The 25225-nt window shown below is 72.9% G+C and carries 22 protein-coding genes; 12 read left to right on the forward strand and 10 right to left on the reverse strand.

Annotated features, from left to right (window positions below; all coding sequences use genetic code 11):
* The first annotated feature begins 9 nt into the window (after nucleotides 1–9).
* Nucleotides 10–1278 (forward strand): ATP-binding protein, encoded by a 1269-nt coding sequence (locus ACIF6F_RS24245; RefSeq protein ID WP_399950066.1) that lies wholly within the window; start codon nucleotides 10–12, stop codon nucleotides 1276–1278.
* Nucleotides 1279–1388: 110 nt separating this feature from the next.
* On the opposite strand, the gene ACIF6F_RS24250 is transcribed toward ACIF6F_RS24245, so the two are convergent.
* Complete coding sequence (locus ACIF6F_RS24250) at nucleotides 1389–1949, reverse strand: GtrA family protein (RefSeq protein ID WP_399950069.1); 561 nt, start codon at nucleotides 1947–1949, stop codon at nucleotides 1389–1391.
* Between the two features lie 193 nt (nucleotides 1950–2142).
* Here ACIF6F_RS24250 and ACIF6F_RS24255 point away from each other — a divergent pair, with 193 nt between their 5' ends.
* The 4 genes from ACIF6F_RS24255 to ACIF6F_RS24270 all read left to right on the forward strand — a co-directional run bounded on the left by ACIF6F_RS24255 (nucleotide 2143) and on the right by ACIF6F_RS24270 (nucleotide 6306).
* The gene (locus ACIF6F_RS24255; protein ID WP_399950072.1) at nucleotides 2143–3282 is read left to right on the forward strand and encodes a 5-(carboxyamino)imidazole ribonucleotide synthase; all 1140 of its coding nucleotides are present in this window, start codon (nucleotides 2143–2145) and stop codon (nucleotides 3280–3282) included.
* Nucleotides 3279–3806: a 5-(carboxyamino)imidazole ribonucleotide mutase gene (gene purE / locus ACIF6F_RS24260; RefSeq protein ID WP_399950075.1), complete on the forward strand. Its 528-nt coding sequence runs from the start codon at nucleotides 3279–3281 to the stop codon at nucleotides 3804–3806. Before ACIF6F_RS24255 ends, purE begins: the two co-directional genes overlap by 4 nt.
* The gene (locus ACIF6F_RS24265; RefSeq protein ID WP_399950078.1) at nucleotides 3803–4993 is read left to right on the forward strand and encodes a dipeptidase; all 1191 of its coding nucleotides are present in this window, start codon (nucleotides 3803–3805) and stop codon (nucleotides 4991–4993) included. The genes purE and ACIF6F_RS24265 overlap by 4 nt, the downstream gene beginning before the upstream one ends.
* 167 nt (nucleotides 4994–5160) lie before the next feature.
* Nucleotides 5161–6306 carry a membrane dipeptidase gene (locus ACIF6F_RS24270; RefSeq protein WP_399950081.1) on the forward strand — a complete coding sequence of 382 codons (1146 nt, stop codon included), beginning with the start codon at nucleotides 5161–5163 and terminating at the stop codon, nucleotides 6304–6306.
* Between the two features lie 30 nt (nucleotides 6307–6336).
* Here ACIF6F_RS24270 and ACIF6F_RS24275 read toward each other — a convergent pair whose 3' ends face one another.
* Nucleotides 6337–6702, reverse strand: a complete 366-nt coding sequence (locus ACIF6F_RS24275) for a VOC family protein (protein ID WP_399950084.1) — start codon at nucleotides 6700–6702, stop codon at nucleotides 6337–6339.
* A gap of 104 nt (nucleotides 6703–6806) precedes the next feature.
* Between ACIF6F_RS24275 and ACIF6F_RS24280 the strand changes: the two genes are divergently transcribed.
* Entirely contained in the window at nucleotides 6807–7298 is a 492-nt protein-coding gene (locus ACIF6F_RS24280; protein ID WP_399950087.1) for a CGNR zinc finger domain-containing protein, read from the forward strand.
* Nucleotides 7299–7331: 33 nt separating this feature from the next.
* Here the strand turns inward: ACIF6F_RS24280 and ACIF6F_RS24285 are convergent, their stop codons facing one another.
* Nucleotides 7332–8672, reverse strand: a complete 1341-nt coding sequence (locus ACIF6F_RS24285; protein WP_399950090.1) for a UDP-glucose dehydrogenase family protein — start codon at nucleotides 8670–8672, stop codon at nucleotides 7332–7334.
* Nucleotides 8673–8862: 190 nt separating this feature from the next.
* Here ACIF6F_RS24285 and ACIF6F_RS24290 point away from each other — a divergent pair, with 190 nt between their 5' ends.
* Nucleotides 8863–10017, forward strand: a complete 1155-nt coding sequence (locus ACIF6F_RS24290) for an acyl-CoA dehydrogenase family protein (protein ID WP_399950093.1) — start codon at nucleotides 8863–8865, stop codon at nucleotides 10015–10017.
* A 79-nt stretch (nucleotides 10018–10096) separates the two neighbouring features.
* Here ACIF6F_RS24290 and ACIF6F_RS24295 read toward each other — a convergent pair whose 3' ends face one another.
* Together ACIF6F_RS24295 and ACIF6F_RS24300 are read right to left on the reverse strand one after the other, a co-directional pair.
* Nucleotides 10097–10405 (reverse strand): antibiotic biosynthesis monooxygenase family protein, encoded by a 309-nt coding sequence (locus ACIF6F_RS24295; protein ID WP_399950095.1) that lies wholly within the window; start codon nucleotides 10403–10405, stop codon nucleotides 10097–10099.
* 57 nt (nucleotides 10406–10462) lie between these two features.
* Complete coding sequence (locus tag ACIF6F_RS24300; RefSeq protein ID WP_399950097.1) at nucleotides 10463–11815, reverse strand: LCP family protein; 1353 nt, start codon at nucleotides 11813–11815, stop codon at nucleotides 10463–10465.
* Nucleotides 11816–11921: 106 nt separating this feature from the next.
* On the opposite strand from ACIF6F_RS24300, the gene ACIF6F_RS24305 reads away from it, so the two are divergent.
* Complete coding sequence (locus tag ACIF6F_RS24305; protein WP_399950099.1) at nucleotides 11922–12461, forward strand: acyl-CoA thioesterase; 540 nt, start codon at nucleotides 11922–11924, stop codon at nucleotides 12459–12461.
* Between the two features lie 45 nt (nucleotides 12462–12506).
* On the opposite strand, the gene ACIF6F_RS24310 is transcribed toward ACIF6F_RS24305, so the two are convergent.
* The 5 genes from ACIF6F_RS24310 to ACIF6F_RS24330 form a co-directional block, all read right to left on the reverse strand.
* Nucleotides 12507–13976: an LCP family protein gene (locus ACIF6F_RS24310; RefSeq protein WP_399950102.1), complete on the reverse strand. Its 1470-nt coding sequence runs from the start codon at nucleotides 13974–13976 to the stop codon at nucleotides 12507–12509.
* A gap of 164 nt (nucleotides 13977–14140) precedes the next feature.
* Entirely contained in the window at nucleotides 14141–15850 is a 1710-nt protein-coding gene (locus ACIF6F_RS24315; protein ID WP_399950105.1) for an LCP family protein, read from the reverse strand.
* Between the two features lie 38 nt (nucleotides 15851–15888).
* Complete coding sequence (locus tag ACIF6F_RS24320; protein ID WP_399950108.1) at nucleotides 15889–17613, reverse strand: LCP family protein; 1725 nt, start codon at nucleotides 17611–17613, stop codon at nucleotides 15889–15891.
* Nucleotides 17614–17838: 225 nt separating this feature from the next.
* Nucleotides 17839–19023 (reverse strand): LCP family protein, encoded by a 1185-nt coding sequence (locus tag ACIF6F_RS24325; protein WP_399950213.1) that lies wholly within the window; start codon nucleotides 19021–19023, stop codon nucleotides 17839–17841.
* Between the two features lie 283 nt (nucleotides 19024–19306).
* Entirely contained in the window at nucleotides 19307–20056 is a 750-nt protein-coding gene (locus ACIF6F_RS24330; RefSeq protein ID WP_399950111.1) for a TIGR03089 family protein, read from the reverse strand.
* Nucleotides 20057–20228: 172 nt separating this feature from the next.
* Between ACIF6F_RS24330 and ACIF6F_RS24335 the strand changes: the two genes are divergently transcribed.
* The 4 genes from ACIF6F_RS24335 (at nucleotide 20229) to ACIF6F_RS24350 (ending at nucleotide 25129) form a co-directional block, all read left to right on the forward strand.
* Nucleotides 20229–21899, forward strand: coding sequence for an N-acetylmuramoyl-L-alanine amidase (locus ACIF6F_RS24335; protein WP_399950114.1), 1671 nt, complete (start codon nucleotides 20229–20231; stop codon nucleotides 21897–21899).
* Between the two features lie 85 nt (nucleotides 21900–21984).
* Nucleotides 21985–23067 (forward strand): sugar phosphate nucleotidyltransferase, encoded by a 1083-nt coding sequence (locus tag ACIF6F_RS24340; protein WP_399950117.1) that lies wholly within the window; start codon nucleotides 21985–21987, stop codon nucleotides 23065–23067.
* Nucleotides 23068–23539: 472 nt separating this feature from the next.
* Entirely contained in the window at nucleotides 23540–24670 is a 1131-nt protein-coding gene (locus tag ACIF6F_RS24345) for a DNA-3-methyladenine glycosylase family protein (RefSeq protein WP_399950120.1), read from the forward strand.
* Nucleotides 24671–24733: 63 nt separating this feature from the next.
* Nucleotides 24734–25129, forward strand: coding sequence for a hypothetical protein (locus tag ACIF6F_RS24350; RefSeq protein ID WP_399950123.1), 396 nt, complete (start codon nucleotides 24734–24736; stop codon nucleotides 25127–25129).
* Nucleotides 25130–25225: the final 96 nt, after the last annotated feature.

Genomic DNA, 25225 nt, shown 5'->3' on the forward strand with positions numbered 1-25225 from the left:
GATGAGGTCATGCGCCGCCGTCTGATCAATTCCACGCTCGCCGTGGTCCTCGTGGTGATCGCGGTCTTCGGGGTCTCCCTGGTGATCGTCGAGACCCGGACGATCACCAACAGCGCCCACGACAGCGTCGAGTCCGAGGCGCAGAGCCTGCTCGGCACCGTCGAGACCAAGGTGCTGGAGAAGGAGGCCCTGGACCCGGCGGCCCTCGCCGACCAGCTCGACGCGGGCCGGCACGCCCTCGTCGTCGTCCCCGGCAGCCCCGACCTGGAGATCGGCCCGCCGCCCGAGGGCGGCGCCATCAGGGCCACCGCCCGGGGCGACCGGGGCGTGGCCGTCACCGTCGCGGAATCCCGCTCGATCGTCACCCGCGAGGTCGGGCGCACCCTCCTCGTGGTGGGGGCCGTGGCGCTGCTGGCCGTCGTGGCCGCCGTACTCCTCGCCGTACGCCAGGCCAACAAGCTGGCCTCGCCCCTGACCGACCTGGCCGAGACCGCCGAGCGGCTCGGCTCGGGCGACCCGCGGCCGCGCCACAAGCGGTACGGCGTGCCCGAACTCGACCGGGTCGCGGACGTGCTGGACGCCAGCGCCGAGCGGATCGGCCGGATGCTGACCGCCGAGCGGAGACTGGCCGCCGACGCCTCCCACCAGCTGCGCACGCCGCTGACCGCGCTCTCGATGCGGCTGGAGGAGATCACCGTCACCCACGACCTGGAGACGGTGCGCGAGGAGGCCTCGATCGCGCTGAACCAGGTCGAGCGCCTCACCGACGTGGTCCAGCGGCTGCTGACGAACTCGCGCGACCCCAGGACCGGCTCCGCCGTCCCCTTCGACGTGGACGAGGTCGTCAAGCAGCAGGTGGAGGAGTGGCGCCCGGCCTACCGCAGCGCGGGCCGCGCCATCGTCCGCTCGGGCAAGCAGGGCATGCGGGCCGTCGGCACCCCCGGCGCGGTGGCCCAGGTGCTCGCGGCGCTGATCGAGAACTCGCTCATGCACGGCGGCGGCACCGTCGCCCTGCGCACCCGGGTCACCGGCAACCAGGCCGTCATCGAGGTCACCGACGAGGGCCCCGGCGTCCCCGCCGACCTGGGCAACCGGATCTTCGAGCGGGCCATCAGCGGCCGGAACTCCACGGGCATCGGCCTCGCCGTCGCCCGGGACCTCGCCGAGGCCGACGGCGGCCGGCTGGAGCTGATCCAGGCGCAGCCGCCGGTCTTCGCGCTGTTCCTCAGCCGCACGGCGCCCGACCGCCCCGCCGACCGGGAGCCGACGGTCCGCTAGGGGGTGTCCGTCCGCCGGTCCGGTCCCTCGGCCGGTCCGCCGGTCCGGTCCCTCGGCCGGTCCGCCGGTCCGGTCCGCCGGCCCAGTGGGCTCGGGCCGGTGCGCTCGGCCTAGCGCCCCGCCCGGACCTTCGGCCGGTGCCCCGAGCGCGCCGAGGTGCGGGCCGCGGGGCCCGGCGTACCGGCGGCCGGGGACCCGGCGTCCGGCGCGGGAGCGGTGGCCGGCTGCGGCACCGGGATGGCCCGGAACACCCAGGTCCGGTAGGACCAGAAGCGGAAGGCCGTGGCCACGGCGATGCCCAGGAACTTGAAGATGTTGCTCTGCAGCGGGCTGTCCCAGCCCAGGCCGTAGGTCGCCGCGTACAGCAGACCGTTCTCGATCACCAGACCGACCGCGCTGAACAGCAGGAACAGCGTCATCTCGCGGGTCCGGCCGCTCTTGTCGCGGTCCCGGTACGTGAAGTAGCGGAAGCCCACGTAGTTGAACGCGATGGCGACGACCGTCGCGATCACGCTCGTGCGCACGACCTGGAGGTCGGTGGTGTGCCGGAGGAGGTTGAACACGCCCAGGTTGACCAGCACACCCAGGCCGCCGACCGCTCCGAACTTGGCGATCTCCCGCGCGAGCCCGCGTGCCCGCCCGATGAGGTCCGCCCGCTTGGAGGCGCTCATGGTGATCGTTCAGCCCCTGTCGGTCGATGGCGTCGACTCGAATGCGTCAACCCCGTCATGTTAAGCGTCGACCCGCGGGTACGCCCGTGGCTCACGGAACCCGTGGGGCGAGCTGCGTGACCGCCTGTTCACACTGCGCTGACCTGGGTGGCCGGGTCTCGGGGCCGTCCCGAACGGCGGATACCCTGGAGGAGTGACGTTCCCGGTAGTCGGCATGGTCGGCGGCGGTCAGCTCGCCCGCATGACCCACGAGGCGGGTATCCCCCTCGGCATCAGATTCAAGATCCTCAGTGACACCCCGCAGGACTCGGCGGCCCAGGTGGTGAGCGACGTCGTCATCGGCGACTATCGCGACCTGGACACCCTCCGTGCCTTCGCGCGCGGCTGTGACGTGGTCACCTTCGACCACGAGCACGTACCCACGGAGCACCTGCGGGCCCTGGAAGCGGACGGAATCCCCGTCCGCCCGGGGCCCGACGCATTGGTGCACGCCCAGGACAAGGGGGTGATGCGCGCCAGGCTCGACGAGATCGGCGCGCCCAGCCCCCGCCACCGGATCGTGGCCGATCCGGCGGACGTGGCGGCCTTCGCGGACGAGGTCGGCGGCTTCCCCGTCATCCTCAAGACCGTGCGCGGCGGCTACGACGGCAAGGGCGTGTGGTTCGTGCGCACCGCCGAGGACGCGGAGGCCCCCTTCAAGGCGGGTGTCCCGGTCCTCGCGGAGGAGAAGGTGGACTACGTCCGCGAGCTCGCGGCCAACATCGTCCGCTCCCCGCACGGGCAGGCCGTGGCCTATCCCGTCGTCGAGTCCGTCCAGGTGGACGGCGTCTGCGACACGGTGATCGCCCCGGCGCCCGACCTCCCCGAGGCCCTCGCGGGCGAGGCCCAGTCGCTGGCCCTGCGCATCGCCTCCGAACTCGGCGTCGTCGGCCACCTCGCGGTCGAGCTCTTCGAGACCACCGACGGCCGGATCCTCGTCAACGAGCTGGCCATGCGCCCCCACAACTCGGGCCACTGGACCATGGACGGCGCGGTCACCTCGCAGTTCGCCAACCACGTGCGGGCGGTCCTCGACCTGCCGCTGGGCGACCCGCGCCCGCGGGCCCCCTGGACCGTGATGGCCAACGTGCTCGGCGGGGACTACCCGGACATGTACCAGGCGTACCTGCACTGCATGGCCCGCGACCCGCAGCTCAAGATCCACATGTACGGCAAGGACGTGAAGCCCGGCCGCAAGGTCGGGCACGTGAACACCTACGGCGACGACCTGGACGACGTGCTGGAGCGCGCCCGTCACGCTGCCGGCTACCTCAGGGGAACAATCACCGAATGAGCACCTCTCCTCTTATCGGCATCGTGATGGGCTCCGACTCGGACTGGCCCGTCATGGAGGCCGCCGCACAGGCGCTGGACGAGTTCGAGATCCCCTACGAGGTCGACGTCGTGTCGGCCCACCGCATGCCGCGCGAGATGATCGCGTACGGCGAGCAGGCCGCCGGCCGCGGCCTCAAGGCGGTCATCGCGGGCGCCGGCGGCGCCGCCCACCTCCCGGGCATGCTCGCCTCGGTGACCCCGCTGCCCGTCATCGGCGTCCCCGTACCGCTCAAGTACCTCGACGGCATGGACTCGCTGCTGTCGATCGTGCAGATGCCGGCGGGCGTGCCCGTCGCCACCGTCTCGGTCGGCGGCGCGCGCAACGCCGGCCTGCTGGCCGCCCGCATCCTCGCCACCCAGGACGCGGACCTGCTGGCCCGGATGAAGGAGTTCCAGCAGGAGCTCAACGACCAGGCCACGGAGAAGGGCAAGCGGCTGCGCAACAAGGTGGCCGGCCAGGAGTCGTTCGGATTCGGCAAGTGAGCGCGGCCGCGCGGCTCGCGGAGGCCCGCGAGCTGCTCGCCGAGCACCCGGTCGTCGACGGCCACAACGACCTGCCCTGGGCCCTGCGCGAGCAGGTCCGCTACGACCTCGGGCAGCGGGACATCGCCGGCGACCAGTCCGGACACCTGCACACCGACATCCCCCGCCTGCGGGCGGGCGGCGTCGGCGCGCAGTTCTGGTCGGTCTACGTGCGCTCGGACTTCGCGGGCGACACGGCGGTCAGCGCCACCCTGGAGCAGATCGACGCCGTGAACCAGCTGATCGACCGTTACCCGGGCGATCTGACACGGGCGCTGACGGCCGACGACATGGAGAAGGCCCGCAAGGAGGGCCGGATCGCCTCCCTGATGGGCGCCGAGGGCGGCCACTCCATCAACAACTCGCTGGCCACGCTGCGCGCGCTGCACCGGCTCGGGGTCCGCTACATGACCCTGACGCACAACGACACCATCGACTGGGCGGACTCGGCCACCGACGAGCCCCGGCACGGCGGCCTCACCGACTTCGGCCGCGAGGTCGTCCGGGAGATGAACCGCGTCGGCATGCTCGTGGACCTCTCCCACGTGGCCGCCACCACGATGCGGGACGCCATCGCGACCTCCACGGCGCCGGTGATCTTCTCGCACTCCTCGTCCCGGGCGGTCTGCGACCACCCGCGCAACATCCCCGACGACGTGCTGGCGCTGCTGCCGGCCAACGGCGGCGTGGCGATGGCGACCTTCGTGCCGAAGTTCATCCTCCCCGAGGCGGTGGCCTGGACGGCCGCGGCCGACGAGAACATGCGCGCCCACGGCATGCACCACCTGGACACCACCGCCCCGGCGATGGAGGTCCACCGGGCCTTCGAGGCGGCCAACCCCCGCCCCGTGGCCACGGCCGCCACGGTCGCGGACCACCTCGACCACATGCGCGAGGTGGCCGGCATCGACCACATCGGCATCGGCGGCGACTACGACGGCACCGCCTTCACCCCGTCCGGCCTCGACGACGTGGCGGGCTACCCGAACCTGGTCGCGGAGCTGCTGCACCGCGGCTGGTCGCGCGCCGACCTCGCGAAGCTGACCTGGTCGAACGCGGTACGCGTGCTGCGGGACGCCGAGTCGGTGGCCGCCGCGCAGGCCCACGTACCGCCGTCGAACGCGGTGCTGCCGGCCACCGCTCCGTAGCAGCGGCGAGGTGTGCGGGGAGGCGCTCGGGACCACCCGCACACCGCGCCCGCGGCGGGTGTGGCGTTCGGACGTTGACCCGAACGCCACACCCGCCGCGAACGCGCGCGTCCCTCGTGTCACGGTGGCAACAACGCCCTGCTGCCGCCGAGACCGGAGCGAACGCCATGGCCGACCTGCAGGATGAAACCCACGAGGGCCCCGGGGCCGCCGGGGCGGTCGCGCCCCCGCCCGGCACCCCCGAGCCGGCGGCCCAGCCCGCCCCCGAGCCGGAAGCCGGCCCCGCCCCGTCGCGGCCCGTGCCGGAGCGCGTGGCGGCGCTGCTCGCCGCGCACCCCGTCGTGGACGGGTGCAACGACCTCCTGTGGACGCTGCGGCAGAGCCCCCTCCACGACCTCGCGACGGTCGAGAGCACCGTCGACACCGACCTTCCCCGGCTGCGGGCCGGGGGCGTCGGCGGCCTGTTCTGGTCCCTGCTCGTGCCCGGGGAGACCGCGGACGGGACCGGGCCCGGGGTCCCGGACGACCGCGTGGTGGCCGGAACCCTGGAGCAGATCGACTTCGCCCGCCAGATGTTCCGGCGCTACCCCGACAGCCTGTGCACGGCCTACGGCCCCGACGAACTGGTCGACGCCCGCAACCGCGGCCGCATCGCCTCCTTCATGGGCCCCGTCTCGGGCCGCGCCATCGACGCCTCCCTCGGCCCGCTCCGCGCCTTCCACGCCCTCGGCGTGCGCAGCCTGGCCCCCGCGGGGGCGGCCTGGGCGGAGCGCGGGCTCAGCGCGTTCGGCCACGAGGTGGTACGGGAGATGAACCGGCTCGCGATGGTGCTGGACCTCGCGGGCTGCGGGCCCGAGACCGCACGCACCCTCATCGCGGCCTCGAAGGCAGCGGTGCTCTTCTCGCACGCCGGGGCCGCGGCCCTGCACCCGCACCCCGGCAACGTCCCGGACGACGTGCTGGAGGCGCTGGGCGCGGCGAACGGCCTGTGCATGGTGACCTGCGCCGCGGACCGGCTGGCCCCGGCCGGAGCGCCGGTCACCCCGGCGACGGTGGCGGACCACCTGGACCACGTACGGAAGGTGGCCGGCCCCCACGCCGTGGGCCTGGGCGGCGCCTTCGGCACGGGACCGGCGGCCCCCCGCCCCGAGGGGCTCACGGACCCCTCCGGCTACCCCCGGCTGATCGCCGAACTCCTCGACCGCGGCTGGCCGGAGCCGGACATCGCCCTGCTGACCTGGGGCAACGCCCAGCGCGTGCTCCGGGAAGCCGAGTTCACCTCCCGGGCTGCCCAGTACCGCCGCTCGGCCTGAGGGCCCCCGTCCGCAGTGGGGGTCCCGCCGTCAGCAGGCGCAGAGGCAGAAGGGGTGCCCGGCCGGGTCGGCGTACACCCGCCAGGTCCGGCCCTCGGGGCCCGGGTCCAGCAGCTTGGCGCCCAGCGCGAGGGCCTGGCCCTCCGCGGCGTCCAGGTCCTCCACCGTCAGGTCCAGGTGGAACTGCTGCGACGCCTCGGGGGAGGGCCAGGCCGGCGCGACGTGCCCCGGTGCCTTCTGGAAGGCGAGGGCCGAGCCCCCGTGGCCCTCCAGGTCCGCCCAGGTGCCGTCCTCGTCGAGCGCCGGCGTGCCGCCGAGGAGGGCGGCGTAGAACTCCGCGAGCGCGAGCGGGTCGGGACAGTCCAGGACGACGGTCCCGAGCTTGGCGATGGCCATCTTTCCTCCAGAGAACGTACCGGGGTTACCGGAACAAGCCGTTAACCGGTAACCCCCAGGGTAGGCGTTACCGCTTGCCTTCGCCAGGAGGTAACGTCGACGACATGACGGAGAGAGCGCCCGCCCCCGGAGGCCTCGCGCTCGTCGAGGCGCTGGTCAACACACTGAGCGTGGACACGGGAGACGACCGCCTGGCGGCGGAGTTCGGCCTGTCCGGCGACGCCCTCGACCGGGCCGTGGCACTCCGCGAGGCCCTGCGCGCCGCGTGCCTCGCGCACGCCGGCCACGACATCCCGCCCGGCCGCCTGTCGGAACTGAACGCACTCCTGGCCGAGGCCCCGCTGACGGTCACCCTGGACCACGAGGGCGCGGCCGCACTGGCCCCCGCCGGAGAACCCGGCCTCACCGCCCGCGTCGCCGCCGCCATCGCCGAGGCGGTCGCCGCCGGCACCTGGAGCCGCCTCAAGGCCTGCGCCGCCGACGACTGCCGCTGGGCCTACTACGACCGCAGCCCGGCCGGCCGCAGCCGCTGGTGCACCATGTCGGTCTGCGGCAGCCGGGCGAAGATGCGCACCTACCGCGCGAAGCGCGGCTGAACGGGGCGGGGACCACGCCGGCCCTCTGAAGCCTCAGGCCCGCGGGCGGCCCATCGCGCGGTACGTCCAGCCCGCCGCGCGCCACAGGGTGGCGTCCAGTGCGTTGCGGCCGTCCAGGATCAGCGGGGTCGCCACCTGCGCCGCCAGGGCCACCGGGTCCAGCTCGCGGAACTCGCGCCACTCCGTCAGGTGCAGCACCACGTCCGCACCCGCCACCGCCGCCGCCGCGGTCTCCGCGTACGCCAGGGTCGGGAAGACCCCCCGCGCGTTCGCCATGCCCTTCGGGTCGTACACCGTGACCTGGCCGCCCTGCAGGTGGATCTGGCCCGCCACGTTCAGCGCCGGCGAGTCCCGCACGTCGTCCGAGTCCGGCTTGAACGTCGCGCCCAGCACCGCCACCCGCTTGCCCAGGAACGAGCCGCCCACGGCCTCCCGCGCCAGCTCCACCATGTGACCGCGCCGCCGCATGTTGATCGAGTCGACCTCGCGCAGGAAGGTCAGCGCCTGATCCGCGCCCAGCTCGCCCGCCCGCGCCATGAAGGCCCGGATGTCCTTCGGCAGGCAGCCGCCGCCGAAGCCGATGCCGGCCCGCAGGAACTTCGCGCCGATCCGCTCGTCGTGCCCGATGGCCTCGGCCAGCTTCACCACGTCGCCCCCGGCCGCCTCGCAGACCTCCGCCATCGCGTTGATGAACGAGATCTTCGTCGCCAGGAAGGAGTTCGCGGCCGTCTTCACCAGCTCCGCCGTCGGGAAGTCCGTCACCACCATCGGCGACCCCTCCGCGACCGGCGTCGCGTACACCTCCCGCAGCAGCTTCTCCGCGTGCGCGCTCCGCACGCCCACCACGATCCGGTCCGGGTGCAGCGTGTCCTGCACGGCGAAGCCCTCGCGCAGGAACTCCGGGTTCCACGCCAGCTCCACCCGGTCGCCCGCCGGCGCCAGCTCCGCCAGCCGCCCCGCGATCCGGTCCGCCGAACCCACCGGCACCGTCGACTTGCCGACCACCAGGGCCGGCCGGGTCAGGTGCGGGGCCAGCGACTCGACCGCGGCGTCGACGTACGACATGTCGCACGCGTACTCGCCGTGCTTCTGCGGGGTGTTCACGCAGACGAAGTGGACGTCGCCGAAGGCGGCCGCCTCCTCGTACGAGGTGGTGAAGCGCAGCCGGCCCGAGGACCCCTCGATCCCCGCGACGTGCGCGCCCAGCAGCTCCTCCAGCCCCGGCTCGTACATCGGGACCCGCCCCTGGGACAGCATCTCGATCTTCTCCGGGACCACGTCCAGACCCAGCACCTCGAAGCCCAGCTCGGCCATCGCGGCAGCGTGCGTGGCGCCGAGGTAGCCGGTGCCGATCACGGTGATCTTGAGGGCCATGCGGGAACTCCTGAGGGAGGGGGAGAACGACGGCAACCGAGCATAGTCGGGCCCGATCGGGGGACGTTTCCCCCAGGTACGACCCGTTGTCACGCAGCTCACGCCCCGCACTCGTATCCCTACGGGTGAGTAGCGGACTAGGCTTGGGTTACTTAACGGTAGTTAGCGTCACCTTGGGGAGTGAGACACCTTGGCGGGTTCCGACTTCGACCTGTACCGCCCGGCCGAAGAGCACGACATGCTCCGCGAGTCCGTCCGCGCGCTCTGCGAGGCCAAGATCGCGCCGTTCGCCGCGGCCGTCGACGAGGAGGCCCGCTTCCCGCAGGAGGCCCACGACGCCCTCGTCGCCAACGACCTGCACGCGGTCCACGTCCCCGAGAACTACGGCGGCGCCGGCGCCGACGCCCTCGCCACGGTCATCGTGATCGAGGAGGTGGCCCGCGTCTGCGCGTCCTCCTCCCTCATCCCCGCCGTGAACAAGCTCGGCTCCCTCCCGGTCATCCTCTCCGGCTCCGAGGAACTGAAGAAGAAGTACATGACCCCGCTCGCCAAGGGCGACGGCATGTTCTCCTACTGCCTCTCCGAGCCCGACGCCGGCTCCGACGCGGCCGGCATGAAGACCCGCGCGGTCCGCGACGGCGACTTCTGGGTCCTCAACGGCGTCAAGCGCTGGATCACCAACGCGGGCGTCTCCGAGTACTACACGGTCATGGCCGTCACCGACCCGGAGAAGCGCTCCAAGGGCATCTCGGCCTTCGTCGTCGAGAAGGGCGACGAGGGCGTCTCCTTCGGCGCCCCGGAGAAGAAGCTCGGCATCAAGGGCTCCCCGACCCGCGAGGTCTACCTCGACAACGTCCGCATCCCCGCCGACCGCATGATCGGCGAAGAGGGCACCGGCTTCGCGACCGCCATGAAGACCCTGGACCACACCCGCATCACCATCGCGGCCCAGGCCCTCGGCATCGCGCAGGGCGCCCTCGACTACGCCAAGGGCTACGTCCAGGAGCGCAAGCAGTTCGGCAAGCCGATCGCCGACTTCCAGGGCGTCCAGTTCATGCTCGCGGACATGGCGATGAAGATCTCCGCCGCCCGCGCCCTGACCTACCAGGCCGCCGCCGCCTCCGAGCGCGGCGACGCCGACCTGACGTACCTCGGCGCCGCGGCCAAGTGCTTCGCCTCCGACATCGCCATGGAGGTCACCACGGACGCCGTCCAGCTCCTCGGCGGCTACGGCTACACCCGTGACTACCCGGTCGAGCGCATGATGCGCGACGCGAAGATCACCCAGATTTATGAAGGCACGAACCAGGTCCAGCGGATCGTCATGGCCCGCAACCTGCCGTAAGGCCCGCAGCCTGCCGTGGCCCCCGGGTCGCGGCGCGTGGACCAGGCGCCTCCCCCGTCCGGGAGGCGCCTTTCGCGTGTCAGTACGCGACCACCAGCTCGTAGCCGCCGCTGTGCATGTCGTCGCAGAGCGCCCGGCACGCGCCGAAGGCCTCGGCGAACTCGGGTCTGCCCTGCCACTCCTTCATGGCCGCCGGGTCGCGCCAGGCGGAGAAGGAGACGAAGTGGTTCGGCTCGTTCAGGTCGCGGACGAGCCGGGCCCCCAGGAAGCCGTCGTTGGCCTCCTTGGTCCAGCTGAGGAAGGCCTTCCAGCGCTCGATGAACTCGTCGGCGCTGCCGTCGGAGACCTGCCAGTTCCCCGAAGCCCAGTACCTGCTGTCCTCGGTCATGGCGCACCGCCTGGATGGAGGATCCCCCTCCATCCAGGCTAGGTCCCTACCCGCGGGTCAGTTGCCGCGGACCGTGACCTTCTCGTCGTTCTGGATCTGCTGGACCAGCTGCTTGACCTTGGCCTTGTCCCAGACGAGGTTGCCGCCGCGGGAGCCGTTGATCGGCATGTTCATCGACACGCCGTCGCCGCCCGTGATGCCCTTCATCGCGAAGAACATCTCGCCCAGGTCGAACAGCGACATGTCCTCGTCCACGATCAGCGTGTCCAGGCCCGCGCCCATCACCGGGTAGAGCTGGAACGGGTTCAGGATCGTGCCCGGCGTCGCCGCCTGGCTCGCCAGCGCCGACAGGAACTTCTGCTGGTTCTTCGTACGCGCCAGGTCCGACTCCGCGAAGGCGTACCGGGTACGGACGAAGGCCAGCGCCTGCTCGCCGTTGAGGGTCTGCTTCCCGGCCTTGAAGTCGGCGCCCGACTTCTTGTCCTTGAAGCCCTTCTCGATGTTCATCTCGACGCCGCCGAGCGCGTCGACGATGTTGGCGAAGCCCGCGAAGCCGATCTCCGCGTAGTGGTCGATGCGCAGGCCGGTGTTGTACTCGACCGTGCGCACCAGGAGTTCGGGGCCGTCCATCGCGTAGGCGGCGTTGAGCTTGGTGCGGACGCCCCGGCCCGCGTACTTCTTGCCGGATTCGGAGCCGACGAAGGACGGGATCTCCACGTCCGAGTCGCGCGGCAGCGAGATCATCGTGTTCCCGCTGGAGCAGGCCGCCAGCACCATCATCGAGTCGGTGCGCTTGCCCTCGGCGGAGCCGGTGTGGAGCTTCTTCTTCTCCTCGGCCGACATGCCCTCGCGGCTGTCGGAGCCGACGATCAGGTACGTGGTGCAGTCGCCCTCGTCCGGCCGCTCGATGACCTTGGACAGGTCCACCTCGCGCCGCATCTTGGAGTCGGCCCAGAAGTACGTGCCGACGGAGACCACGGCGAGCGTGGAGACCAGCACGATGGAACCGATCTTCAGCCGGCGGCCCCAGTCCACCGGCCCCTGCGGCCGGCCGCCGCCCTGGGGGGCACCGGTGCGGCCCTGGCCGCCGCCCGGACCGCCGCCCGAGGGACTGCCGTAGACCTGGCCGGTGTTGTAGCCGCTGTCGTAGCCGCCGTACGTGTCGTGCTGCGGCCCCTGCTGCGACGGCACGCCGTAGCCCTGCGGGGCCGGCGGCTGCTGGTACCCCTGGCGCGGCGGCCGGGGCGGCTGCGCGGGCGGGTACGGGGGCTGCTGACGGGGCTGCTGCGGCCCCTGGGAACCCCGCTGGACGTGGCGCATGACCCGGGCGCCCTCCGGCTGTGCGCTGGAGCTGCCGCGGCCTTGGCGCTCGTCGCGGTTGTCGGTCCACCCCTCGGGCCACTCATTCATGCGGACAAGGATGCCTGGCCCGGCGTGTCGTCCGACAGGCCGGGGCGCACTTCGTGCCGGGTCTGTTGCACAGCCGGTGCATCCGTCACGCATTTAAGGTGGGTGCATGACAGATGTTTCGGGCGATCTTCCCGGTAAGCCCACCTCGGCGTCCCGCACCACCCTCAGCCACATCATGACGGCGAACGACACGAACCTGCTGGGCACGGTGCACGGTGGCGTGATCATGAAGCTGGTGGACGACGCGGCGGGCGCGGTCGCCGGCCGGCACTCGGGGGGCCCGGCCGTGACGGCCTCCATGGACGAGATGGTCTTCCTCGCGCCGGTGCGGGTGGGTGACCTGGTCCACGTACGCGCGCAGTGCAACTGGACCGGCCGCAGTTCGATGGAGATCGGCGTGCGCGTGCTCGCCGAGCGGTGGAACGAGTCCACCCCGCCCACCCAGGTCGGCAGCGCGTACCTCGTCTTCGCGGCCGTGGACGCGGACGGCAAGCCGCGCACGGTGCCGCCCGTCCTGCCCGAGACCGAGCAGGACAAGCGGCGCTACCAGGAGGCGCAGATCCGCCGCACCCACCGGCTCGCCCGGCGCCGCGCGATCATGGAGCTGCGCGAGCGCCGCGCGGCCGAGGGCCTGGACGACGACTGACACGCGGGGCCGGGTGGAGCCGGGCTCCCGGCGGCCCCGGCCCCCTCACGTGGTCCGGCAGGCCACCTGGTCGCCGGTGACCACCCCGAACTCGCCCTGGTGCGGGTCCTCGGCGCGCACCGGCGTCACCCGGCGGTAGTCGGTCCCCGCGGTCACCCGCAGCACGGGGCCGAGCCCCGGCACCGCCCGGGTCACCGCGCCGGACAGGGCGGTGGCCAGGGTCTTGGCGGAGCGGTCCCAGCGGGGGTCGTACGAGACCACCGTGCGCGTGACGTTCCGCGCGGACCCTCCCGTGGGCGCCTGGTCGGTGGCGAAGCCGGTGGCGCGCAGGGCCCGGTCCACCCGTCCCCCGAGCCCGTCGATCCGCGTGCCGTTCTCGACGTGCACCCGGATCTGCTGCGGGGCCACGTCGACCGGCACCGCGGTGTCCTTGCGCCGGGGCTTCGCCGGGGCCAGCGGCTTGTCGTCGCGCAGGGCCTGGAAGAGCCGGGCGGCCTTGGGCTCGTCCCAGCGCACCACCGAGCCCAGCAGCCGCACCGGCGGCGACTGGGCGAGGATCGGCACCGAGGCGAACTCCGAGGAGGCGGGGGTGAAGTCCCGCATGGCCTGCCCGAGGTCCAGCATCTCCTGCGAGCCGAAGCCCGGGTCGGCCCGCACGGAGCCCAGCAGTTCCGAGCTGACCTGCTTGAACTTCACCGGGTTCAGCAGCATCCCGCTCCGGGTGGCCTGGGAGATCAGCGCGGCGACGAACCGCTGCTGGCGCTGCATGCGCGCGAGGTCCGCGGCGCCGTCGAGGTGGCGGGCGCGTACGTACTGCAGGGCCTGGCCGCCGGTCAGCCGGTGCGTGCCCGGGGGCAGGTCGAGGCCCGAGTAGCGGTCCTTCAGCGGCTTGGCGGTGCAGATCTCCACGCCGCCCATCGCGTCCACCGTCCGCATGAAGCCGGTGAAGTCGACCTCCAGGTAGTGGTCGATCTTCACGCGGGTCATGTTCTCGACGGTGCGTACGGTGAGGTTCGGCCCGCCCTCGGAGTACGCCGCGTTCAGCTTCACCGGGTGCGGGGAGTGCGGCTTGCCGGTCAGCGCGTCGGTGTGGGCGGGCAGTTCGGCGTACGTGTCCCGCGGGAGGCTGATCACGCTGGCCCGCTCCCGGTCGGCGGAGACGTGCACCAGCATGATCGTGTCGGTGCAGTTGCAGGAGGTGCCGCCCAGGCGGTACTCGCGCCGGTCCTCCTTGGCGATCCTCTCGCGGCCGTCGGTGCCGACGATGAGGAAGTTCACGCCGTGTCCCGCCTGCGGGCGGTTCTTCATGTCCTTGAAGGGGTCGACGCGGCTGATGCCGGTGTCGAGCCCCGTCATCACCGCGTGCCCGATGGCGCCGGAGCCGAGGACGGCCACGGAGAGTGCCGTGGCCAGCCGTACGCCCCACCGGGGCCGCCGCACCGGGCGCCGCCGCGCACCCCCGCGCCGGGGAGCCTGCGGCGGCCGGGGACGGGGGTAGCGCTGCGGCTGGGGCACGGGGGACACCTCCGTGGAGGAACTGGTCACAGGCGGCCTCAGAACAGTAGGCCCATACGATCAGTCGCTGTCCGTGCCGGTCGTCCGGCACGCCCCGATTCCCCCGTACGCGGTAACGCGAGCGCCTGTCGCGCCGCCTCCCGTGCCTCCGGCCGCCCGCGCACTCAGAAGGTGAAGCCCTTCTGGATCTCCATGCAGGCGCCCTCGTCGTCGCCGTTGAGCGGGCGGGCCGAGTCGGGGGCCTTGGCGGGCGCGGCCGGGGGCGCGGTGGGCTTGTCGCCCTCGCGCCAGTCCTGGCCGACGAACAGGGTCACGCCGGTGACCTGCGTGGACCGCTGCACGGCGGTGGGCGGCAGGCCGAGCGCGGTGGCGACCGCGGCGGCGTCGCCGGCCTGGTCGAGCCCGGCGTACCGGACGACCGTGGTGTCCTCGGCGGCGGTCTGGCGGTCGGCCATGGCCTTGGCGAAGCCCTTGGCGGCCAGCAGCGCGACCACGTCGGCGGCCCGTCCGCGGACCCGGGTCGCGGTGTGCTCCTTGCCGCCGGTGGCGTTGCGGACCATGACCGGGATCTCGGCGGCGGGTGCGGCCGGGTCGGTGACCGGGGTGGCGGTGGCCGCGGGCTTCGGCTTGTCCGGGGCCTTGCCGTCCAGCGGGATGTCCTCGCGGACCATCCGGAAGAGCTTCTCGGCGTCGGCCGCGGGCTCGACCTTGCCCCTCCAGCGCGTGCTCTCGACCCAGGGCATGGTCGTCATGGTGATCCGGCTCGTGGGGACCCGCTTGAGCTCCATGCTCAGGTCGAAGAGCCGGTCGATCCGGTTGAGGCCCTCGTCGACGATCATGGCATCGATGGCCGCCTGGGCCAGGCTGTTGAGCTTGAGCGGGTTGCTCAGCTTGGCGTTCTTGCGGAACTCGCGGGCCATCGAGTTCATGTACATGTGCTGGCCGTGGGCGCGCGCGAGGTCGCTGCCGTCCTCGAAGCCGTAGCGGGTGCGCAGCCACTGGAGGGCCTGGACGCCCTTGATGGGGTGCGTGCCCTTCGTCAGGCGCAGACCGGAGCCCTCGCCCTTGTAGTTGCGGGAGTGGACGTTCTGCTTGACGCAGACGGGCACGCCGCCGATCGCGTCGGCCATCGACACGACGCCCTTGAAGTCGATCATCATGAAGTGGTCGACCGGTATGCCCGTCCGCTCCTGCCAGGTGGCGACGGTGCAGCCGGGGCCGCCCCGGCCGAGCGACTCGTTGATCGGCCGGACGCCCTGGGTGGCCTGGTAGACCTTGCCGTCCGTGTCGGTGCACTTGGGCAGCTTGAGCAGCGTGTCGCGCGGCATGCTGATCACCGACATGTTGCTGCGGTCCGCGGACAGGTGCAGCAGCATCTGGACGTCGGCGAGCGGGGTGCCGTTGAAGGTCTCCTTGGCGCCGCCGAGTTCCTGGTTCTCCTCGCCGTCGCGCGCGTCGGAGCCGATGAGCAGGATGTTCAGCGGCGTCTGGCCGAAGGCGTTGGGCTTGTGCCGCGGGACCTTGTTGTCGCCGAGGTTCAACGCGTCCGTCTGGATGGAGTCGTTGAGGTGCCGGTAGTACAGGTAGCCGGCGCCGGCGGTGCCCAGGATCAGCAGCGAGAGCGCGATGGCGATGTACCGCAGGACGCGCCGCCTGCCCTGGCGGCGGGGGCGTACGCCCTTCCGGCCGCCGGCGCCGCGCCGGCCGGCCGCACGGGGCCCGCCGTCGCCGTCGTGTGACCCTCCGTCACGGGGGCCGGGCGGGGTGCCGGGCGCGTCTGGTCCCGCGCCCGGTATGCCACCGGGCTCCGCGTCCGGTATGCCACCGGGCGCGTGGGCCGGCGCCCCCTCCCCTCGCACGCTGCTGTGCCTCACCCGTATCCCCCCATTGGTCCTGCTGTGTCAGGTGTGTATTACTCGGCGCAGGTGGCCTTGTCGGCCTCGACGCGCTGAATGCCCTCGGGCGCCTTCTTGGGCGCCGTGATCGGGATGCCCGCTCCCTTGAAGTCCGCGCCCAGGGTGAGCTTCATCGGGGTGCGGTCGGGTGCGTCGGTGGTGCCGGGCTTCAGGGCCGCGGCGGGCAGGCCCATCATGTCCGCGAGCGCGCGGGCCTGATCGGCCTGGTTGGGCGCGTACTCCAGGGTCGTCTTCGCCAGCTTCTCGGGCGCGTTGCCGTTGTTGCTGGACTTGGAGACGTCCTGGTCGTTCTGCAGCCAGTTCAGGGTGGTCTGGGCGGAGCCGGTGGGGCCGCCGCCGTTGTAGACCTCGACCCGGATGTCCGAGGCAGGTGCGCGGGTGCCCTGGAGCAGGGCGTTCTGCGCGTTCTGGGCCGCTTCCTTCTGCTTCTTGACCTCGGTGAGGGAGGTGTCCTCGCGGATCATCGCGAGCAGCGGCTCGGCCTGGGACTCCTTGACGACCACGGTCGCCTTCACCCGCTCCGCCGGGTTGTCGTCCACGGGGAGGGTGGTGAAGGTGATGTTCTTCGGATTGACGTCCTTCAGCTCCTTGGCCAGGCGCGTCAGTTCGGGGATGCCCCCTATGCCCGTGTCGACGGTGAGGGCCTTCGTGGCCGCCTCCGCCAGGGAGAAGAGCTTGGTCGGGCTGGTGAGCGTCTCACTGGACTTCATCTGCCGGATCATCGAACTCAGGAAGGCCTGCTGGGTCTTGATGCGGTCCAGGTCGCTCTCGTTGCCGAAGGCGTGCCGGGTGCGGACGAAGGCCAGGGCCTGCTCGCCCTGGAGAAGGTGCTCGCCCTTGGTCAGCCTGAGCTTGGAGTCCTTGTCGTTGACGTCCTTGTTCACGCAGACGGGGACGCCGCCGACGGCGGTGCTCAGCGTCTTGACCGCGTTGAAGTCGGCCATCATGAAGTGGTCCACGGGGATGCCGGTCAGCTTCTTGACCGTGCGCATCGTGCAGCCGGGGTCCCGGCCACCCTGGCCCAGGCTGGTGTTGAAGCGGACCCCGCTCTGGCCCGGCACCGTCTTGATCGAGCCGTCGGGCTGCTTGGTCGGGCAGTCCGGGATGTCCGTGATCAGGTCGCGGGGGATGGAGAGCGCCGTCGCGTTCGTCCGGTCCTTGGAGACGTGGAAGAGGATCGTGGTGTCCGCGTGGCCGGGGCTGTTCTTGTCGCCGTAGCCCGTGTTGCCGGAACCGGTCCGCTTGTCCGTGCCGATCACCAGGATGTTGATGGCCTGGTCGGTCTTGAAGCCGCCGCTGCCCGCGTCGCCGATGTCGGTGGTGCTGATGTTGTTGTTCAGGTGGCGGTAGTAGAGGTAGCCGCCCACCGAGCCGGCGACGAGGACGAACGCCATCGAGCCGCCGGTGATGAGCAGGACCTTCTTCTTGCGGTCGCCGCCGCCCGGGCGTTTGCGGCCGCCGCGCCGGCCGCCGCCCGGCGGGGTGCCGCCGCCGCGCCGGGGCGCGGGGACGCCGGGAGCCGTGCGTACGGGGGGACCCGACGGGCTCGCGACGGGGGAGGGGGCGGCGGGAGCCGCGTGTGCGGATCTACGGGGACGGGAGACCGGCCGCTGCCCTGCGGAGCTGTCCAGTCGCAGTTCGTAGTTGCCAGTGCTGGGGTTGAGTACCCACTGGTCTGCGGGGTCGATTTCGTTCGCCCGCCCACGGCCTTGCGCATCCACGGTTGTCTGAATCCTCCGTCGGTGCCACACGAAGCGCCTCCCCCCAGGCGCCTGGTCGTCGATCCGGCAGTGCACGGCCTGGTCGTTGGTCTGGCCTGGGCACCGGATCGCTCACACTATCCGCCCAGTTCGGCTGCAAACCATGCTGGTGACAAATTCCACTCCCCTTATAACCGGGCAATCCGCACATCCCGCACGGTCGGTCGCCCGGCTTTTTGGATTGCTTTACCGGCAGGTTGCCGTGTCGGCCGTCGTGCCGGTGAAAGTGGGGGCCGGGGTGGCGCTCCCCGTCACCTGCGAGGACGCGTTCCCGGTGGCCTCTCCGGGCTGCTTCGGGTCGGCCGCGGCCTGGGCCGGCTGGGCGGGGGAGACGGTCACCGGACGGTCCAGCCGCAGCTGCTGGAACAGGCGTGAGGCGTCCGGTTCGAGGAGTTCATCCCGGTTCGGGTTCGCCGCGTAGGGCTTGCGGGGAACCGTCAGGAACTGGGTGCGGTCGATCGGGATGTCCCGCATGCCGCGCACGAGTTCGTACAGCCCGCGCAGCGAGGCGAGCCCGGGGTCCGTGGTGACCGAGGAGGTGGCCGCGTCGAGCAGCGGGTAGAGCTTGGCCGGATTCAGCAGGACGCCGTTGCTCTGCACCTTCTTCACGAGGGCCCCGAGGAACTGCTGCTGGCGGGACATGCGTTCGGTGTCGCTGCCGTTGCCCAGGCTGTAGCGGGCGCGCACGAAGCCCAGCGCCTGCTCGCCGCGCAGGGTCTGGCGCCCGGCGGGCAGCTTCAGCTTCGCCTCGGTGTCGTCGATGGGCCGCTTCAGGCAGATCTCGACGCCGCCGACGGCGTCGATCATCTTCTTGAAGCCGCCGAAGTCGACGACCATGTGGTGGTCGATGCGGATCCCGCTCAGCCTCTCGACCGTGCGGATGGTGCAGGCCGCACCGCCGAACTGGAAGGCCCAGTTGAACTGGGCGAACTGCTCGGTGGTCCGGGTGCCGTCGGCCTTGCGGCAGCTCGGGACCTCCGTCATGAGGTCGCGGGGTATCGACACCGCGGTGGCACTCTTCCGGTCCGCCGCCACGTGCAGCAGGATCGTGGTGTCCGACCGCTGGGTGCCGCCGTCCTGGCCGTAGCGGCCGTTCTCCTTGCCGGCCCGCGAGTCCGAGCCGATGAGCAGGATGTTCTGGGCGCCCCGGACCGCCTGGGTGGGGCGCTCCTTCTCGTACCGCTCCAGCTCGGCGGCGGCCGAGGTGTCCGGCGTGATGTTCGCGTCGAGCTTGCGGTACAGCCACCACGTGGCGCCCGCCCCGACCAGCACCATCAGGGCGATGGCCAGCCCGACCCAGCGGAGCGCGCGTCGCCTGCGCCCGGACGGGGGCTTGCTGCCGCCTCCGTCCGGACCGTTCACGCCCGGCATGCCCGCTGCATCGGTCACGTCTGCGTCCATCCTCACGGCGGTCGGCGGCGGCCGCTGGGTCCGGGCGCTTTTGGGGTGGAGCGTCCGGTATGCGGCCTTCCGTCGATCATCCCACCGACGCGGCGGAAAGAGCCCTGGTGCGGGGCCCTGTGTTCCGCCATGTGGGTGACAAATCCGGTGGCCCCGCCCTTGGGCGGTATGGGTGAACGGGGCCCCGGCAGAGAGGGTGACCTGCGATTACGCGATCCGGGTGACCCCCGGGTCCGGGAGGGGAGGTCTCCCTCTACACGGTATGGGTGACCCGCTCGCTCTCGATCCGCTGCGCCAGGGCCTCGGCCCCAAGCCGGTCCAGGTTCCGGCAGAGCACCACGGAGCCCCCGGCCGCCAGGGGCGCGTACAGCCCCGCGGACAGCCCCTCCCAGGTGTCGTAGCCCAGCCCCGAAAGCACCCGCGACCCGGGCCCGAACCCGAGCTTCCCGGCGTCCTGCCGCGCCTGGTCGACCAGCTCCGCGTACGAGAACTCCGCCCCCTGCACCGCCAGCCCCTCCCCGTCGGCGTCCACCGGTACGAAGGGGGCGAACCGGTCGCCCTGGCCCGGCACCTCCACCGCGTAGTCCGCGAAGCCCGCCGGCGGCTGCGGGAAGCGCCCGCCCAGCGGCCGCAGCGCGAGGGCCACCCGCTCGCCGGAGCAGGCCCGCGCCTCCTCCAGGGTGTCGGGGCCGCTCACCACCAGGTCCGCGTCGGCCGGGTCCCCGCCCACCTCGGCCACCACGCCCACCGAGGCGCAGGCCAGCAGCCAGACGGCGGTCTGCCAGTGCGCGGGCAGCAGCAGCGCGAGCCGGTCGCCCGGCTCCGCGCCGAGGTCGCCCTGGAGGAGGTTGGCGGTCTTGGCCACCCAATTGGCGAAGGTGGCCACGGACAATTCCACGCGCTCGCCCGTGGCGTCGTCGTAGAAGGTGACCAGGGGGCGGCCGGGATCGGCGGCGAGCGCGGATCGCAGCAGGTCGGCAGGGGTGCGGTCGTTGGCGTTCACGCGGCAAGCGTACGTGGGGGCGGCGGGCCGCCCTCGCCCGTACGGGGGCGGGCCCGTCGCCCGTACGGGGGCCGCCCGCTCGCCCGTACGGGGGAACGGCGCCGGTCCGGGATCCGATGGTCCGTCAGGTCTCGGCTGGCGGGCCGTCAGCGGTGTGCTCAGCATCGGCTGCATGCGTGGATTCCTGTGTTCCTCGATCGGCGTCGCGACGGCGGCCGCACTGGCCCTCCCGCTCGCGCTGACCTCTCCGTCCCTGGCGGCGGGACCGGGCGCACCGCCCGCCCCGGCCGGTGCCCCGGCCGCCCGGCCGGGCGCAGTACCGGCCGGCGGGCCGGGTGCAGTACCGGCCGCCGGGCCCGCCGCCGGGGCCGAACCGGCCGTGCCCGGCTCGACCCAGTCGCTCCCCCTGACCCCCCTCACCCCCGCTTCCAGGAGGGCCTTCCCCGGCATGTCCGCCCGGCTGCCGGACACCGCCGCCGCAGGGCTCGCCGCCCGCGAGACCGGCACCTTCTCGATGGTCGGCGTCGTCTGGGACGACGCGCGTACGGAACTCCACGGCCGCGTCCAGGTCCGTACCCGGTCCGCCCACACGGGCACCTGGACCGCATGGCAGGACGTGGAGATCCACAACCGTGAGCACGCGGCCGACCCCGGTACCGCCGAGGGCGCCTCCCGCCGGGTGAAGGGCAGCACCGCGCCCCTGTGGGTCGGCGAGTCGGACGGCATCGAGGTGCGGGTGCAGGCGGAACCGGGCGAGGCCCCCGGTGCACCCGTGGCGCCGGAGGCCGGGGAGGCCTCCGACGCCGCGGGCCACCGGACGGCGGAGCCGGAGGCCCTCGCCCTGCCCACCGGGATGCGGATCGAACTGGTCGACCCGGGCAGGACGCCGGCGCCGGGGGAGGAGGCAGCGCCCCTCCCCGCCCCCGAGGGGAACCGCTCGGGCCGCCACGGCGCCTCCCCGGCCGTCCTGGCAGGCCTCGCCGGCTCCACCGCCCTCGCCGGCTCCGACGGACCCGGCCCCGACGAGAAGGCCGAGGCGGCCGGAGCCGCGGAGACGTCCGACGCCGCGCAGGCGACGGTCCTCCCGGCCATGAGCCAGGCCACCATCGAGACCTCCGCCGCCAACCTCGGCCTCGCCCCGCTCGGCGCGGACGCCATCGAGGCACGGGACAAGGCGGGCTCCGCGGCCGACGTGCTCATCGCCTCCGACGGCAAGATCGGCGTCGCGGCCCGCCCGTACATCGGCCCCCGCCCGCGCATCGTCACCCGCAAGGGCTGGGGCGCCAACGAGTCCCTGCGCGAGAAGGGCTTCGTCTACACCGGCAGCGTCAAGGCGGCCTTCGTCCACCACAGCGCCTCCGGCAACAACTACAAGTGCTCCGAGGCACCGGCCGTCCTGCGCAGCCTGTACCGCTACCACGTCGTCAGCAGCGGCTGGCGCGACTTCGGCTACAACTTCGCCGTCGACAAGTGCGGCACCGTCTACGAGGGCCGCGCGGGCGGTGTGGCCAAGGCCGTCCTGGGCGCCCACACCATGGGGTTCAACACCAACAGCATGGGCGTGGCCGTCATCGGCACCTTCACCTCCAGCGCGCCGCCGGCCGCCGCGGTCAAGGCCATCGCGCAGCTCACGGCGTGGAAGCTCGGCCTGTACGGGGCCAACCCGCTCGGCAAGGCCACGCTCAAGTCCGGTGGCGGGAACCTGTATCCGAAGGGAAAGCAGGTCAAACTGAACGTGATCTCCGGGCACCGCGACGGATTCGCCACCGAGTGCCCCGGCAAGAAGCTCTACGGCAAGCTCGGTACGGCCCGGTCGACATCGGCGCGATTGCAGGGCAGGTGAGGAAAACCTCTGCATAAACTGGCCGCCCGCCCCGGCCCTGCCGCGGCTCCGTCCCAGGCCAGACCCAGCAGGAAGCAGAGCGAAGTTGACTGAAGCGATCCTCCTGGTGGGCGGCAAGGGAACGCGGCTGCGCCCGCTGACGGTGCACACGCCGAAGCCGATGGTCCCGGCGGCGGGCGTCCCGTTCCTCACCCACCAGCTGGCACGGGCGCGGGCGGCCGGCGTCGAGCACGTCGTGCTCGCCACCTCCTACCTCGCGGAGGTCTTCGAGCCGTACTTCGGCGACGGGTCCTCCCTCGGACTGCACCTGGAGTACGTCACCGAGGTCGAGCCGCTCGGCACCGGGGGCGCCATCCGGAACGTCGCCTCCCGCCTGCACTCGGGCCCCGACGACCCGGTCCTCATCTTCAACGGCGACATCCTCACGGGCCTCGACATACCCGCCCTCCTGGACACCCACCGGACCTCGGGGGCGGACGTCTCCCTCCACCTCACCCGGGTCGAGGACCCGCGCGCCTTCGGCCTGGTCCCGACGGACGGGACCGGCCGGGTCACGGCCTTCCTGGAGAAGCCGCAGACCCCCGAGGAGATCGTCACCGACCAGATCAACGCGGGCGCGTACGTCTTCCGGCGCTCCGTCATCGACACCGTCCCGGCCGGCCGCCCGGTCTCCGTGGAGCGCGAGACCTTCCCGGACCTGCTCGCCTCCGGCGCACACCTCCAGGGCATGGTCGACTCGACGTACTGGCTGGACCTGGGCACCCCCCAGGCCTTCGTACGCGGCTCCGCCGACCTCGTCCTGGGCCGCGCCCCCTCCCCCGCGGTCCCCGGCCGCACGGGCGAGTCGCTGGTGCTGCCCGGCGCGGTGGTGGCCCCGGACGCCAAGCTCTCGGGCGGCACGGTGATCGCCGAGGGCGCGGAGGTCGGCGCCGGCACCACGGTCCACGGCAGCGCGGTGCTGGCGGGCGCGGTGGTCGAGCCCGGCGCGGTGATCACGGACTCCCTGATCGGCGCGGGCGCCCGCGTCGGAGCCCGCACCCACCTGACGGGCGCGGTGGTCGGCGACGCGGCCGTGGTGGGCGCGGACAACGAACTCCGCGAGGGCACGAGAATCTGGTGCGAAGCCACCCTCCCGCCCGCCACGATCCGCTTCTCGTCAGACCGGTAAGGCCCTCCGATCCGGCCCCGAACACCCCCGGGCCGAAGCGTGGCCGGTGTCGGGCGGAGTGCTCGTCTCCCAGCCCAAGCCCGGCCCGCGGTCGAAGCCGCACCCCTGTCCGACCTTGGCCCTCTGCCCGACGGTGGCCCCTGCACCGGGTACTGCCCCAGGCCGGGCCCTGGTACTACCTGGGGCAGCAGCCCTGGCCGGGCGTTCGTCAGGGCCGCGGCGCCGGCTCGCCCTCGGCTACCGCTGGGAAGTGCCCCACCCCACCCTTCTCCCGTTCACCGGAGCTTCGCCCCGGCCCGCACCCCGGGCCCCGTACGGACCCGCGGGTCCGCACCCGGTGGCCCGTACCCGACGGCATCGTCGGCCGGGCCGCACCCACAGGAGCCCCGCGGCCCCGAGGTACGGCGGGGCGTGCCGAACGCCACCCTTCGGACCGCCCAGGGCACCGCCCCGCCGGGACTACGCTCAGAAGGTGGCCGGCAGATTCGATCCCCTCACCCGCACCACCGTGCGCGGCGGTGCGACCCGCGTACCTGCACCGCTGCCCGCCACCGGCACCAGCGGCACCGAGACGGCTCCCGCCACCGGCAGCGCCGACGCAAGGAGCGGCACCGGAGCCGGCACCGGCACCAAAACCGGCACCGGCACCGCCCCCGCCACCACCGACGGGAAGGCCGCCACCGGCACGGGCCCCCGCACCCGCCACTACGCACCCCCCGGCCCCCTCACCCTCGGCCTGGTCCTCGGCCCGCTCCGCAGGGGCCCGCACGACCCCACCTTCCGCGTCACCCCCGACGGCGCGGTCTGGCGGGCCAGCCAGACCCCGGCCGGCGCCGGCACGCTCCGGGTGACCGCCCGCGCAGCGGACGGCACCGTCACCGGCGAGGCCTGGGGCCCCGGCGCGGACTGGCTCCTCGACCGCCTCCCCGCACTCCTCGGAGCCGAGGACGACCCCGCCGCCTTCGTCCCCCGGCACCGCCTCGTGCACGCCAGCCACCGCAGCCGCCCGGGGCTCCGCCTGACCCGTACCGGCCTGGTCCTGGAGTCGCTGATCCCCTCGGTCCTGGAGCAGAAGGTCACGTCCGACGAGGCCTACCGCGCCTGGCGCATCCTGGTCCGCCAGTACGGCACCCCGGCTCCCGGTCCCGCCCCGGACCGGATGTACGCGATGCCGGACGCCCGTACCTGGTGCCGCATCCCCTCCTGGGACTGGCACAAGGCGGGCGTGGACAGCAAGCGCTCCGGCACCATCCTCCGCGCGGCCCGCGTCGCCCCCCGCCTCGAAGAGGCCGCCGGCATGGACCTCCCGGAGGCCACCGCCCGCCTGGAACTCGTGCCCGGCATCGGCCCCTGGACCTCCGCCGAAACCCTCCAGCGCAGCAACGGCCACCCGGACGCGGTCACCGTGGGCGACCTCCACCTCCCCGGCATCATCGGCTTCGCCCTGGCCGGCGACCGCACTACCGACGACGCGGCCATGCTGGAACTCCTCGCCCCGTACGAGGGCCAGCGCCACCGAGCGGCCCGCCTGATCCTCCTGGCGGGCCACACCCCGCCCCGCCGCAAACCCCGCATGCCCCGCACGGACATCGGCCGCCTCTGACCGGGCCCGCCCGTACGTGGGCAGCACCCGGCGAGGCTTCGTGCGCCCGAAGGGAAGGCATGGATGGAGGAGTTGGAGGACCGCTGGGTCCTTGCCCTGCGGGACGTCCCCGTCGTCGACGTCGCCTTCCGAGGCGCCACGGTCGTCAACGCCGCCCCGCCGGTCGTCAACGCCGCCCCGCCGGGCGTGCCCGCCCGGCCGCGCGTCCCGGACGCCGACGTGCCCGTCGTCGGTGCCACCCCGCACCAGGAGCCTCCCGCCCTGGCCGTGGCACTGGCCGACGGCACCCGGATCGAGGTCCGCGGGCCCTGGCTGCTCACCCGCGGATCGGCGGCCGCGCCCGGCGCCGTAGCCCTCCCTCCGGAGGACCTGCGGCGGCGGTGGGTTCCACCGTCGCGTCGGCGGTCCTGTTCACCTGGGGCGGCATGCGGTTCGTGTTCCGCCCGGGCCTGCACCTGACCGTCCGCGGCCGGGGCGCGGGAACCGAGGCGCGCGTGTGGAAATCAGGCGCCTACGAGTGGCGCCCCCGCTCCGGGCGGTGCGCGATGACGGTCA

Source organism: Streptomyces sp. NPDC086023 (genome assembly GCF_044540325.1).
Classification (GTDB): domain Bacteria; phylum Actinomycetota; class Actinomycetes; order Streptomycetales; family Streptomycetaceae; genus Streptomyces.

What these genes read in the sequence shown, in the direction of transcription:
- ACIF6F_RS24245 (WP_399950066.1), top strand. Translation starts at nt 10, where the DNA reads ATGCGCCGCCGTCTGATCAATTCCACGCTCGCCGTGGTCCTCGTGGTG.
- ACIF6F_RS24250 (WP_399950069.1), bottom strand. Translation starts at nt 1,949, where the DNA reads ATGAGCGCCTCCAAGCGGGCGGACCTCATCGGGCGGGCACGCGGGCTC.
- purE (WP_399950075.1), top strand. Translation starts at nt 3,279, where the DNA reads ATGAGCACCTCTCCTCTTATCGGCATCGTGATGGGCTCCGACTCGGAC.
- ACIF6F_RS24270 (WP_399950081.1), top strand. Translation starts at nt 5,161, where the DNA reads ATGGCCGACCTGCAGGATGAAACCCACGAGGGCCCCGGGGCCGCCGGG.
- ACIF6F_RS24275 (WP_399950084.1), bottom strand. Translation starts at nt 6,702, where the DNA reads ATGGCCATCGCCAAGCTCGGGACCGTCGTCCTGGACTGTCCCGACCCG.
- ACIF6F_RS24280 (WP_399950087.1), top strand. Translation starts at nt 6,807, where the DNA reads ATGACGGAGAGAGCGCCCGCCCCCGGAGGCCTCGCGCTCGTCGAGGCG.
- ACIF6F_RS24285 (WP_399950090.1), bottom strand. Translation starts at nt 8,672, where the DNA reads ATGGCCCTCAAGATCACCGTGATCGGCACCGGCTACCTCGGCGCCACG.
- ACIF6F_RS24295 (WP_399950095.1), bottom strand. Translation starts at nt 10,405, where the DNA reads ATGACCGAGGACAGCAGGTACTGGGCTTCGGGGAACTGGCAGGTCTCC.
- ACIF6F_RS24300 (WP_399950097.1), bottom strand. Translation starts at nt 11,815, where the DNA reads ATGAATGAGTGGCCCGAGGGGTGGACCGACAACCGCGACGAGCGCCAA.
- ACIF6F_RS24305 (WP_399950099.1), top strand. Translation starts at nt 11,922, where the DNA reads ATGACAGATGTTTCGGGCGATCTTCCCGGTAAGCCCACCTCGGCGTCC.
- ACIF6F_RS24325 (WP_399950213.1), bottom strand. Translation starts at nt 19,023, where the DNA reads ATGCCGGGCGTGAACGGTCCGGACGGAGGCGGCAGCAAGCCCCCGTCC.
- ACIF6F_RS24335 (WP_399950114.1), top strand. Translation starts at nt 20,229, where the DNA reads ATGCGTGGATTCCTGTGTTCCTCGATCGGCGTCGCGACGGCGGCCGCA.
- ACIF6F_RS24350 (WP_399950123.1), top strand. Translation starts at nt 24,734, where the DNA reads ATGGAGGAGTTGGAGGACCGCTGGGTCCTTGCCCTGCGGGACGTCCCC.